Below are 12,567 nucleotides of genomic sequence, written 5' to 3'. Positions count from 1 at the left end.
TTATAGTGATTTTAAATAAATTCTATAATATATATATATTTTACTTATAAGTATAAATAACATACTCTTAATAAGTAAAGCATACTAAGAGAGAGAATTTAGGGAGATGACATTCAACTATGAAACAAAATATAGCGGAGAAAAGGAAGAACACATTAAAAGAATTAGTAGTAGGAATTTGGAGCCTCGTTTCTTATGAAGTGGTAGATATAGATGGGAATATAACATATCCAATGGGAAAAGACGCAACAGGTTTTATTATGTATCATCCTGAAGGATTTATGTCTGCGCAAATGATGAGTTCTGGTCGTCCTACATATGCATCAGGTGCACTCCATACTGGGACGATAGAGGAAATGGCTGCAGCGGCAGAAGGATATCTTGCGTATGCGGGGCCATTTGAAGTGGATGAAGATAATCAGATTGTCACTCATCACATGTCTGTCAGTATGAATCCAACATGGCTGGGAGATACGCAGCCACGTTATGTCAAACTGAATGGTGACCTGCTTGAAATTACGAGCCCTCCGATTATTGTTGATGGACAAGAGCAAAATACGAAGTTGGTATGGAAAAAAGTAAAGTAGCACATGAATACGATCATGTAAACAAATGGTAAAAGAGAAGATCGAAACAGGGGGTATTATCTTGTCAGAACGAACAGTTATTGTAACCGGTGCGGCACAGGGAATCGGTTATGCAATTGCAGAAGCTTTCATAAATAATGGGGACTTTGTTGCCATTTTAGATTTAGATTTAGAGGCTGCTGAAAACGCTGCTGCTAAATTAGGAAATGCAAAGGGATATAAAGTCAATGTTGCAGATGAAGAAATGGTAAAGAGTGCGGTAGACCAAATCATTTCTGAGCGTGGAACGATTGATGTATTGGTAAACAATGCCGGACTACAGCATATTGCAAAAGTGGAAGAATTCCCATTAGAAAAATGGAATCTTTTACTTAGTGTGATATTGACTGGGACATTTCTAATGACTAAACATGTCATTCCAACAATGAAAAAACAACAAAAGGGACGAATTATTAACATTTCTTCCGCTCATGGAAGACTACCTGATGCTTATAAATCTGCTTATGTAGCTGGAAAGTTTGGTGTAGTTGGATTCACCCAAACAGTGGCACTTGAAACAGCTCAAGATGGTATAACGGTAAATGCAATTATGCCTGGTCCTGTTCGAACAGAATTAGTTGAAAAGCAGTTACCTAAATTGGCGGAAGAGGATGGTACCTCTGTTGAAGAAGCATTAAACCATCATATCTTAGGAAAACAATGGATGAAACGCCTACTAGAACCATCGGAAATTGGTGCGACGGCTGTTTTCTTAGCTTCCGATGGTGCAGCAGCCATTACAGGTGAAGGAATTGGTGTTACTGGTGGAATGTAAGTTCACACCTTGTTATAGCAATATGAGGATTCAGAAATGAAGTTTTTCGGGTTCGGTTTTTGAGTGCAAAATTAATATTGGTAACACATTTGGGGGAGCAATTCGCATATGAATTGGACTCCCTCTTTTTGTTGAAAAGAAATAAATCATGATAAGCAAGTCGTTGAAAATATATCGAAAGAGGCAGCTTTAAATGGTGAATCAAAAGAAAATGGTAATCGGGTTCAATTAAATCGTACAACGATGACGAAAAACTAGATATAGCTAGTAAAGTAGCTATTTGGGATTCCCCTATTAACGAATATGCAAGCATAGAAGAGAGAAAGGCTATGCCAATAGCTAAGTATATAGTATTGCAGGAGAATTAAGTTATTTTTTAGAATGTTATATAAGTAACGGGTGCGTTGATCTAAGAAGGATTAACTACCTTTTTTGTTGAAGTTATTAAACTAATGGAGCAGTTTAGTTTAAGAAGGAAAATTGAATTATGTATAGAATAATTAATGATAAAAGATACACGGGGAAGTAAGGAAACACAATGTTTTAGAATACGATAAATTCGAGGAGAGAGAATATATGAAAAAGCTATTAGTTGTTCCTTTTATATTTGTAGCTATGCTTTTGCAGAGTTGTTCAGCAGAAGATACTTTATCAACCTGGGAAGAAGTTAATAATCTTGCAACTGAATATCTAAAGGCTTACGAAAGTAAAGATATTAATAAAATAGTAAAAATAAGTGATGATATAAGATTTCCAGATAAGATTGAACAAAAGAAGCAATATGAAGATATTTCATCGAGTTCATTAGGAAAATTAGAAATTAAGGGACTGTTACAAAAAGGTGATAAAGAATTTGAAATTACATTTAATCACTCTGAGTCTTCAAATGAAACTCCAATTGAAAGTACACATTTAATTAAGTTAATCGATGGGGAATGGAGAATTATAGTAGGACAAGATAGTGAAGTGTAAGTTTTAATACTTCAGTAAAGTGAAGAAATGTACTTAAAGTAACGGGTGCATTGATCCAAGAAGGATTGATACACCTTTTTGTTGAAGATACTCAACTAACGGGGCAGGTTAGCGTAAGAGTTTGTAAAGAATATTTATTAATTAATTAAAAACTTGGTTACCTACCGACTCTATTTCCAAAATGAAAATAGAGTTTTTTTGGTTGAATCAAAATGAACAGATTTAAATTACAATAATAATATTTGTAATCTGACCAAGGTCAGATTACAATTGTAATTATAGTCTGACCTTGGTCAGATTACTTACACAAAAATCAATTTACTTTAAAGGGTGGTATTAACATTGAATGTTTTAACGGAACGGATGGGTAAAGGGGAATTATGGAATAGTTCATTTATCTTTTTATTAATAGCGAATGGCTTATTTTTTATGTCGTTTGAAATGCTGGTGCCTACACTGCCGCTATTTGTCGATCATATTGGAGGTCAAGCTTCCCAAGTTGGAATCGTTTCAGGGATTTTTGTTGTATCAGCGATTTTAATTCGACCATTTACGGGTGTTTTAGTGACTCGCTTTAACAAAAAGTATTTATTGTTAGCTGGTCTACTAGTTTGTGGCGTTGCTTCAAGTGCTTACTATTTGACTGATGTTATATGGCAATTGATTATTATACGAGTCCTGCATGGATTAGGGTTCGGACTTGTTACAATCTACTTTACCACGCTTTCGATTGATTATATTCCAAAAAATCGTCTTGGAGAAGGAGTAGGCTATTTTGGGGTCGGGGAAACCATTATGATGTCCGTTGGTCCCATGCTTGGTATCCTTTTATTAGATCTATTCCATTTTCATTATTTCTTTTACGCTGTTTCATTTATCGTATTACTAGCGATTGTATTAGCCACATTTGTAAGATATCGTCCAAAAACAGCAGGAAAATCAGAAAAAGAAACTGTCAAAGTACATTATAAGTTAATTGATAAAAGGCTTTCATTTCAGAGTATACTTGGCTGCTTAATGGGGATTGCGGCTGGGTCTATTATTTCATTCATTCCATTATTTGCGATTGAAAAATCATTTGAGCAGGTCGGTTTATTTTTCTTTGCAGTAGCGATTGCTGGGTTAGTAGTCCGCTTCTTTTCAGGGAAAATCTATGACCGTTTTGGACCATTGCCAGTCCTTATTCCAAGTGGGATTTTTGCCATTTTAGGTATTATTTTATTATTGATTGCTACGAATGAAACATTATTTTTAATAGCTGGTTTTATATATGGAGCCGGATTTGGGGCTGCTTTCCCTGCCGTTCAGACTTGGGCTGTTCAATTAGTAAATGAAAATGAGCATGAAATAGCCGTATCCTCCTTCTTCAATTCCTTTGATATTGGACTGGGAGCTGGAAGTATTTTATTAGGAGTAATCGCACAAGCTGCTGGATCTTATCAAAATATTTATTTTGTAGCAATAGGAGTATATATAATATTTCTTTTGAGCTTTCTTATTTATGCGAAAAGACTTACTTCTAATCCTGCTCATAATGTAAAAGAAAGGATGCTTTAATTTGAGTAAAGAGAAAATAAAAGAAGTAGCAGTTAAACATTATAACGAGTTTGGCTATAAGGGGACAAAGCTTTCTCAAATTGCAGAGGAAGTCGGCATTCGAAAACAATCACTTGCTTACCATTTTCCAAGTAAACAATCGTTATTTAAAGAAGTGTATAAGGAAGCTGTTGAAGATGAAATTCAATTTGTTCAGAAGTATTTTAAACAAAATGCAGAGAAATCGGTTGAGCAGCAATTGTATCAATTTCTAACTGAACATAAAGAACGGTTTATAACCAATCCAAGTACTAGATTCATGCTCATGATTCCTTTACTTGTACCGGATGAGCTTTACGAAGATATAGTTGGAAAACCGTACATTTATATAGATACTCTAACGGCTGCATTAGAAACTTGTTTCACCAAACAAACATTCCGTAAAAGCACGAAAGAATGTGCGTTAGCTTTTGTTACAGTGTTAGATGGTCTTGATATTCAATTAGTATATGAAGATAGTGAAAGATATGACCTATTGCAAAACATTATATGGGATATCTTTTGGACTGGAATTAAGAGGTAAAGTACTTTGAATAGTATCCGGCTCAAAAATAAAAAGGGCAGATATTTTAAGTGTCTGCCTTTTTGCCGTTTTTAAATTCTGTAGCTGTTGTTCCTTTAACATCCCTAAATACTTTGCAGAAATAATTATAGCTGCTACACCCTATATAGCTAACATCTGTAATGAAAGTTCGTTTCCAAAGAGGGTTATTGTTTCAAGTAATTTTATATCAATGTTTGATTCATCATCAAAATGATAACTTAAAATGAATCCAATAATTACTTGCCCAATACAGAGGGGGACTACTGATGCGGATACAATTTTAGAAGAAAATATATAATCACTTGTCATGAGTTTTATAAGTTCTATTCCAGTATATAATCTAGCCTTCTTATCTTTTAATAGAGGGATAAAACCTGGAGCAGTCTTGATACTTGCTCTCTCTTCACGAATATGAATAATACGTGATAATGAAATACCAATATTTTCGCGACGGACCAGATACTTACAATTTCGATTTTAACCTGTACTGATATAGCAGTTAAGGGATTTAGGCAGCCCCACATTGCAAAAGTGTGAAAGCAGTAAAGGGAGAATAACATTGTAAACGCTTCGGAACACGAATGATACCCTGGATATTAACAAAAAATGTTCGTGATTTATTTGACGGTACCCTAAATTATTGCTATTATAAATGCGGATTAAATGTAGAATTATGTCGTATAATATTGGGGATATGGCCCAAGAGTTTCTACCAAGCCGCCGTAAAGGGTTTGACTACGAGGTAAGTGTTAAAATGAAAAAGGATCAATTCTTCCTTTTGTATTTACATGCCCTAGTCAACGCTCCGGTAGCTATCGGAGCGTTTTTTATATTTTTAGATGTTTATAAGCTATCATGCGAAGCGGTACGTCAGGCAAATGTTGATGGCTCTTAGTATGGAACAAAGTGCGACGTTATTCAGTATTCCAACAAGAAACCAGTTGTGTGAATCCCCAAGCAATTTATAAAAATTCACCATGAAGGGCGAGAGAAAATAATGAAAAAGAAAATTTACTTTAATCATGATGGCGGAGTTGATGATCTTATTTCGCTATTTTTATTACTAAAAATGGACACGGTCGAACTCACAGGTGTTTCAGTCATTCCAGCAGATTGTTATTTAGAACCAGCAATGTTTGCGAGCCGAAAAATTATTGATCGCTTTGGTTATGGTGGTCTTGACGTAGCAGAGTCAAATTCTCGTGGGAAAAATCCTTTTCCAAAAGACTGGCGTATGCATGCATTTTATGTTGATGCCCTACCGATTTTAAATGAATCTGGAAAAGTTGTAACACCAGTGGCGGATAAACCAGCACATCTTCATTTAATAGATACGGTTTTAGCAACTGAAGAAAAAACAACTTTATTATTTACAGGCCCGCTAACTGATCTTGCTCGTGCATTAGATGAAGCTCCTGAAATTGAAGAGAAAATTGAAAGACTTGTTTGGATGGGTGGTACATTCCGTGAAACAGGAAACGTACATGAACCTGAACATGATGGAACAGCGGAATGGAACGTGTTTTGGGATCCTGAAGCAGCTGCTCGTGTATGGGAAACCGGCATAGAAATTGATTTAGTGGCACTTGAAAGTACAAACCAAGTACCGTTAACTTTAGATGTACGTGAGCGTTGGGCAAAAGAACGCCAAAATATTGGTGTGGATTTTCTTGGCCAATGTTATGCGATGGTACCACCACTTGTTCATTTTTCAACGAACTCCACATACTATTTGTGGGATGTGTTAACAACCGCATTTGTTGGCAATCGTGATCTTGTGAAAGTACAAACCATTAACAGCATTGTTCACACAGACGGTCCAAGCCAAGGCCGTACAGTTGAAACCGCTGATGGACGACCTGTGAATGTCGTTTATGATGTGAATCGCGATGCATTCTTCGATTATATGACTGAATTAGCTAAAAAGTAATAGAGGGGACTTTTAAATGTTAGACAAAAAACGAGTTAATATTGATACCGATACAGCTGGTGATGATACGATTGCCATATTAACAGCACTACATTATTTTGATGTAGAAGGCATTATGATTACCGGTGGAAATGTTCAATTTGATCAGCAAGTTGAAAATGCACTTCATACTGTTCAAGTCGCAGGAAAGAGTGGACAAGTTCCAGTTTATAAAGGGCATGAACGTCCATTAATGGGGCTTGGAGAAACCGAGCATCGTACTGTTGAAGATGTACATGGTAAGGATGGAATGGGGGACTCGCTTTTTGAAAAAGAGGTCCAATCTCCAGCAGAATGAATTAATACTAGCACTTAACGAACGGGGCAGGTAATGCTCTTGTTTATTGGGAAAACTAGCACATTGTGAAGGATTCTACTTAAACTATAGGGTGCGATAATCCAAGAAGATTATCGCCTATTTTTGTTGAAGCTATTTTACTAAAGAAGTATGTCTAATAATATGGTGTAATTTGGTATTTAGTTTTAAAATGTATTTATTGGTAAATATGTTGACTTGGGGGGTTAACAATGAAAAAGAAACGTATGATTATCTTCAGCCTATTTGTACTATTTATCATACTTCTAACTATAACAAAACCGTCATCTGCTTCTTTTACTAAGTGGTTATCAAATGAATACAGTATAGAGTGCCAGGCAAAAGAATGTGTTTTAGATTCCGACAATTATAAAGTTATTAATAGTGATATAGAAAATTATTTTTTGTTTAATAAGATTGGAGTCAAATTAGAAGGGAAATATGAAAGTTATCTACTTGTAGAAGGGATTGGAGTCCTTGGTGGATTTGTGCCATTTACATACAAAGCTCTATCTGAATAATAAATGAAATTCGTATCGGTTGTTATACTATCGGTGCCTTGATCCTAGAAGGATTAAATGCACTTTTTTGTTGAAGCTATTAAGCTAAAGAAGCAGATTAATAGAAAAAGCAAAGAGAAATTTCATGTGAAAAATGGGAGGGAGTATAATGTCCGAGGAAGAAAGAGAAAGGTTAAAAGCTAAAGAACAACGAAAAAAAACTGGAAGTGCTTTGAACAATGGTTGGGCTCAAGCCCATACGGGAACACCCAGAAGTGGGTGTTTATTGTAAGGTTTCAGATTATTTTAAATGTTTTTATAGAATGAACGAAGCATTTACTTTCTTTTTTTACCCATTAATAAATGTTTTCTTACTATGCGTTATTTTAAGGAGGATATTATGGGACTTTTGGTATTTATTATAATTCTTTTCATTTTGTTTTTTTTATTGGAAAAAATAGCGAATAAACTACTTGGAGTAAAAAGGCAAAAGATTTCAGAAACTCCAGGAAAAAAAATTGACCTTTGGGGAAGAGTAATTACCACAGTCATCCTTATTTGTATAGGTATTCCATATCTTGTTATAAATAATAATATTCTATGGAAGTGGTACTTTATACTTTTATTAATATTTACAATTGGTTTTCAGGTTATGTTGGAGTGGAAGTACATAAAAAATTCAAGGCAATATATCAGTACACTAATTATTTTGATAATAGGTCTAATCTTTATATTTAATATTGAGTTTTTTATTCGTGTTTTTAGTTGGTGAATTTCTATTAGACATTTAAGGGAAAAATGCACTTGAAGTAACGGGTTGCAATAGTTGAAAGATTTGAAAATAGAGTTTGCAGAAGGAAATAATGGTGGAATCGACGAATATACCGACTATAAGGAACAATTTGTAAAAGAAATTTACAGGAAAAGAACATAAGATCTGCTCAAAGATTGCGATAGGTCCAAGAAGGATTATCGCTTATTTTTTTGAAGTTATCGTACTAACGTGGCAGGATTGTTCAATAAGAAATCACAAAAGGAATGAGCATTTACTGTAAAATACGATTAGACGGAGGTTTGAGATGCGAAAAGTTTATCTAGATAGAACTGAAAGAACTGGAGCCATAGGTGTATTTTTAGAAGATACTGAGATTGAGATAATATCAGCAGGTACAACAATTTTTCCTATGAGTGTTTATCATAGAAATGAGGAGTATCAAAAATATGCTGACGATTATGATATTCAATTTATCTTTGACGATGATATTCCACATTTAGAATTTTATACGGTTCCATATGTAGATATTATGGCAAAAGATAGTAAAGGAGGATTTATCGGAACTGTTGGTCAACAATGTGACCTAGAAAGTGACGCACCAATTTGTTATATCAACAGGGACTTAGAGTGCTTTATAATTTCCGAGAATGGAGAAAGTTTTCTGAGTAATGTAGAATCGTGGCAAGACAACTTGAAGCCCTATGATAAAATTACCGTTTATCTTTCGAAAGCAGAAGCAGAAATAGAACTTGAATTTATCGATTTGTCTTCTGATAGTCCTCCACTATTATAAACTCATATTGCACTACCATGAAAATAAACTTCTCTAACCACGAAAAATACAATACCAAAGAGAACCCGTCTAAATGTATTAAAAGAATTGAGAGAGCTGCAAATCACTGCTATAGATTGGTAGACTGAACTTTGAATGAAAGGAGAATGAATTAATGGAGAGTAGATTAAGAAAATCAAGTATATATGGATTATTGTTTGGATTGGCTATCTCTATTTTGTTTGTTGATTATAAAGATGTTACACAGGTAGGCGATGGCGTTTATGAAACTACATATAAACCTGTAATTGAATACATAGTATCAATCTTACGTTTCGGTATTATAGGAATGTTTTTAGGTCTATTTATTGGTTGGAAGGATTATGAAAGAAAACATAAAACACAACAAGAAAAATCATACTACCTTCCATTCTTTTTTGTTGTTTTCCTCGTTTCAATTATTTTAATGGTCATTTTTAATTGGTAAGTATATTTCACTAACAGGTGTTTTGATCTAAGAAGGATTAAAGCACCCGTTTGTTGTAGATATGTGACTAAAGGTGCAGTTCAGCTCAAAAATAATATAGGGAGAGGTGTAGTATGGAGACTTGTATTTTTTGTGAGATAATCTGTAAAAACGAAGATGCTTATATAATTTATAAGGATGCTTATATTTGTTGTTTTTTAGACAAATACCCTATTAACAAGGGACATATATTAGTTGTTCCTAAAAAACATTATCAAGAATTTAGTGAAGTTGATAAAGACAGTTTGACACAAGTAATACTTGCGTCTCAAAAGGTTGCTACTCCTCTTGAAAAAATATTAAACACAGACGGAATTACTATAATGCAAAACAATGGGATATTTAAGGATGTTGAGCATTACCATATGCATATTATCCCACGGTTCGTGAATGATGGGTTTTCTTGGGTAGAACCAGAAATTGAAGTTACCAAAGATGAATTTTTTTCATTAAGTGCAAATTTAGAAAAAGTTCTAAATAGGAGTAGTTGAAGGAAAGGGTGCGTTGACCCAAGAAGTTATAATGACTCCCGAATAGAAAGAGTCGTTAATTAGTTAAGGCACTTTTTTGTTGAAGGAATTGAATTAACGATGCATATAGTTAATAAAGATGAAACAAGTTATTGGGTGAAAATATTGTTTTATAAACGAGAACATTAAGGTGTAGTACAACGGTAAAGGAGTGATTTAATGATTGCTTTAAAGCTGATTGAAACCTATAAAAGCGATTTGCATAACTATTCACTTGAGCAACTTAGATATATATCGGCTGAAGGGGTTTGGTCCATTGGTCAAATGTATGACCATGTGATTTTAGTCGCAATGGAGTACCTTGACAATGTGGAATCTTGTGCGAAATCAAAGGAAGAGCAAAAACTTGGAAAAACGGACTTTGGTGAGCATTTATATAAAATCGGAGGGTTCCCACCAATTAAAATCAAGTTGCCGGACGAACTAAATACACCCCCAAGCAATTCGGATAGTAAAGAAGATCTAATGAGTAGGTTAGATCAGGTGATGCAGAGGTTGGGACACTGGGAATCTAGAGTAGATGCTATAAATCCCAATTACAAAGTTAAACATGGAGGTTTTGGCTGGCTGAACGCAAGGGAGTGGTTCGATCTTGTCGGTATGCATTTTCGCCATCACTTACGCCAGAAGTGTGAACTAGAACAAAAAGTTAATCATTTATAAGTTTTACTACTTACTAAACTAGAATAATTAGATACTTTGGTAATCTAATATTCAACTATTGAAGAAGAGTTAGTGAAACAAAAAGAAGGATTTCATTCGTACAGAGTGGAATATATTTACATAATTGAAGTGGTTTTTTATATGTGAAGTTCAGGGGGGAAATGATTGGTAATTAAAATGAAACGTCCCTTTTCTATCTTGCTGTTTTTAATTCTTACTGTCTTTTGTATAAACTGGTTGTATTTTGATTATAGTCGCTTCAAAGAGGAATACCTATTTGAATCCACCTCTCCAAAAGGAACTTTCACAATAAAAATATATCGTTCTAAAACAGGTAAGGTCTCTCCTTATGTAGTGTTGGGGGAGTTAGTCATAAACAAAAAGAATAAAGAAACAAAATATATCTATTTTGATGAAGTAGACCATGCAAAAATTGAATGGCTTGATGATGATACAGTCCTTATAAATAACGTTCCGTTAGAACTTCCAGAAGAATACTGGCATATACGAGAAGGATTAAAAAAGGGTAGTTTATAAAATTATACAAATTACCTTCATTGATTGGACTTAGATGCACACTGGCGAAGTACTTATTTTTTCACGGAGTAGATTAGTATAATAATTGGCCATTTTTTGCTAAAGGGGAGTAGATGTATGAAATCAAAAGTTAATTTTGTCATACTATTGATTTCAGTTCTATTTATGCTAGTTGGGTGTTCTAAGCCTGAAGAAAAAATAGAATTTGAAATTTATAGTGGAAGATCACTACATATTGGGATTATTGGGGAAAAACCAAAGATTAGAGAAGATCATGTTAGATTTACACGTATAGATTTTACTGATTTGCAAAACGTGGATCACTATGATGCTATATTTATTACAAAGGAAAACTTAAAGGAAGCAGATAAGCCGCAATATGCAACTATTTATAATAACAGTCCTCGCCCATTCTTATTTATTGAAACACCCAAATCTTATGTACCTTTTATTTATGAAGATGCGAGTTTTGAAAATTTTCCAGATGTTGATTTAGGTGATTATGCTTATCTTTACGATAGCAAAAGTCAACATTATTGGGGATACGGCTTATATAATGACCAAGTAAATGAACAACATATTCAAGATGTCTATTCAAGAGTTTTTAAAACTATTGAAGAAATTTCAATGGAAGATTAACAAGTGTGAGTTGAATCTGTCAGGAGGACAGCTTTATTTTTGAGGTTGAAATCAATTTATTGCCCATTCGTAATGATAGTAAGAAAATCAGAAAAATGGCGAATCAATCATTTGAAAGCAAATGACATAAGGATTTTCTTTTATTGAAATTATTACAAGGAGGTCTTCACATGAACCATTCTACGAAAGCAACAGTATGTCCAAAATGTGGTGGAAAAGAATTGGGGAGAGGTAAACATAGTGGATACGCAACTATGTACCCGGAAAATAAGATGAGTCTTGGGTCAGTTATTGAATACATTATATGTACTGAATGTGGATTTATTATCGAAAGCTATGTGAAAAAGCCAGAGAAATTTAAGGGGACACTTTAGATGCTGAGGGGGGCCAATCAATTGGATGAAAGTGCACTAAAATTACTTACACTTTCAAAATGGACATACTGCATGTTGTATGCCCCTTTATTCGGCTATACAATAAATCAAGATTTATATTTCTTATGGGTGGCTATGTTGTTTATCGGGGGAGTCCTGCTACTATTCAAAAATCGCTTAATACGACAAGATATGAGAAATAAAATAGCGCTAATGGATGTCATCTCTACTTTGGGATTGGTCTATGTCGTTTTTTCCGAAATAAATTTAATGATTTTTTTCAGACAATTAATTTTTTTCGTAGTAGTGACAATTATCATTTATTGTTTTAACAAGTTACTATATGCAGGAAATTTAACGTAAAGGGATTTTAAGTCCTTCAGGTTAAATTGAGTAGTTCAGTTGTTGTGGAAAAACTAAAATAACAAAAATCATTTGAACTCACAGATTGAA

The 12,567-nt window shown here is 34.1% G+C and carries 16 protein-coding genes, 1 pseudogene and 1 riboswitch; all 17 genes and pseudogenes read left to right on the top strand.

The features are described from left to right. Positions 1 to 119 precede the first annotated feature (119 nt). The 17 genes and pseudogenes from ABC371_RS23920 to ABC371_RS23840 all read left to right on the top strand — a co-directional run bounded on the left by ABC371_RS23920 (position 120) and on the right by ABC371_RS23840 (position 12,114). The gene (locus tag ABC371_RS23920; protein WP_412899105.1) at positions 120 to 587 is read left to right on the top strand and encodes a lipocalin-like domain-containing protein; all 468 of its coding nucleotides are present in this window, start codon (positions 120 to 122) and stop codon (positions 585 to 587) included. Between the two features lie 61 nt (positions 588 to 648). Continuing rightward, positions 649 to 1,401 (top strand): 3-hydroxybutyrate dehydrogenase, encoded by a 753-nt coding sequence (locus tag ABC371_RS23915; protein ID WP_412899104.1) that lies wholly within the window; start codon positions 649 to 651, stop codon positions 1,399 to 1,401. 576 nt (positions 1,402 to 1,977) lie between these two features. Further along, a complete protein-coding gene (locus ABC371_RS23910) occupies positions 1,978 to 2,373 on the top strand; it encodes a hypothetical protein (RefSeq protein WP_412899103.1) in 396 nt (131 codons plus the stop codon). Between the two features lie 342 nt (positions 2,374 to 2,715). Then, complete coding sequence (locus ABC371_RS23905) at positions 2,716 to 3,930, top strand: MFS transporter (protein ID WP_412899102.1); 1,215 nt, start codon at positions 2,716 to 2,718, stop codon at positions 3,928 to 3,930. A gap of 1 nt (position 3,931) precedes the next feature. After that, positions 3,932 to 4,492 carry a TetR/AcrR family transcriptional regulator gene (locus tag ABC371_RS23900; RefSeq protein ID WP_412899101.1) on the top strand — a complete coding sequence of 187 codons (561 nt, stop codon included), beginning with the start codon at positions 3,932 to 3,934 and terminating at the stop codon, positions 4,490 to 4,492. 677 nt (positions 4,493 to 5,169) lie between these two features. Beyond that, a riboswitch (purine riboswitch) is annotated at positions 5,170 to 5,271 on the top strand. Between the two features lie 239 nt (positions 5,272 to 5,510). Then, the gene (locus ABC371_RS23895; RefSeq protein ID WP_412899100.1) at positions 5,511 to 6,443 is read left to right on the top strand and encodes a nucleoside hydrolase; all 933 of its coding nucleotides are present in this window, start codon (positions 5,511 to 5,513) and stop codon (positions 6,441 to 6,443) included. Positions 6,444 to 6,459: 16 nt separating this feature from the next. Further along, positions 6,460 to 6,771 (top strand): annotated as a pseudogene (locus ABC371_RS23890) (nucleoside hydrolase); the annotation flags it as partial. 239 nt (positions 6,772 to 7,010) lie between these two features. After that, positions 7,011 to 7,319, top strand: coding sequence for a hypothetical protein (locus ABC371_RS23885; protein WP_412899099.1), 309 nt, complete (start codon positions 7,011 to 7,013; stop codon positions 7,317 to 7,319). Between the two features lie 148 nt (positions 7,320 to 7,467). Continuing rightward, entirely contained in the window at positions 7,468 to 7,590 is a 123-nt protein-coding gene (locus ABC371_RS23880) for a hypothetical protein (protein ID WP_412899098.1), read from the top strand. A 108-nt stretch (positions 7,591 to 7,698) separates the two neighbouring features. After that, positions 7,699 to 8,070 carry a DUF4181 domain-containing protein gene (locus ABC371_RS23875; RefSeq protein WP_412899097.1) on the top strand — a complete coding sequence of 124 codons (372 nt, stop codon included), beginning with the start codon at positions 7,699 to 7,701 and terminating at the stop codon, positions 8,068 to 8,070. Positions 8,071 to 8,377: 307 nt separating this feature from the next. Beyond that, positions 8,378 to 8,866 carry a hypothetical protein gene (locus tag ABC371_RS23870; RefSeq protein WP_412899096.1) on the top strand — a complete coding sequence of 163 codons (489 nt, stop codon included), beginning with the start codon at positions 8,378 to 8,380 and terminating at the stop codon, positions 8,864 to 8,866. Between the two features lie 154 nt (positions 8,867 to 9,020). Next, a complete protein-coding gene (locus tag ABC371_RS23865; protein WP_412899095.1) occupies positions 9,021 to 9,332 on the top strand; it encodes a hypothetical protein in 312 nt (103 codons plus the stop codon). 113 nt (positions 9,333 to 9,445) lie between these two features. Beyond that, positions 9,446 to 9,862 (top strand): HIT family protein, encoded by a 417-nt coding sequence (locus ABC371_RS23860; protein ID WP_412899094.1) that lies wholly within the window; start codon positions 9,446 to 9,448, stop codon positions 9,860 to 9,862. A gap of 198 nt (positions 9,863 to 10,060) precedes the next feature. Beyond that, positions 10,061 to 10,564 carry a DinB family protein gene (locus ABC371_RS23855; RefSeq protein WP_412899093.1) on the top strand — a complete coding sequence of 168 codons (504 nt, stop codon included), beginning with the start codon at positions 10,061 to 10,063 and terminating at the stop codon, positions 10,562 to 10,564. A gap of 165 nt (positions 10,565 to 10,729) precedes the next feature. After that, on the top strand, positions 10,730 to 11,101 hold the full coding sequence (locus ABC371_RS23850) for a DUF5412 family protein (protein ID WP_412899092.1): 372 nt from the start codon (positions 10,730 to 10,732) through the stop codon (positions 11,099 to 11,101). A 117-nt stretch (positions 11,102 to 11,218) separates the two neighbouring features. Further along, positions 11,219 to 11,740, top strand: coding sequence for a hypothetical protein (locus ABC371_RS23845; RefSeq protein ID WP_412899091.1), 522 nt, complete (start codon positions 11,219 to 11,221; stop codon positions 11,738 to 11,740). 170 nt (positions 11,741 to 11,910) lie between these two features. Continuing rightward, complete coding sequence (locus ABC371_RS23840; RefSeq protein ID WP_412899090.1) at positions 11,911 to 12,114, top strand: transcription initiation factor TFIIIB; 204 nt, start codon at positions 11,911 to 11,913, stop codon at positions 12,112 to 12,114. The last annotated feature ends 453 nt before the right edge of the window (positions 12,115 to 12,567 follow it).

Source organism: Bacillus jepli (assembly GCF_047238305.1).
In the GTDB taxonomy this organism is placed as follows: Bacteria; Bacillota; Bacilli; order Bacillales; family Bacillaceae_L; genus Ferdinandcohnia.
This window is presented reverse-complemented; position numbering and strand designations above follow the sequence as displayed.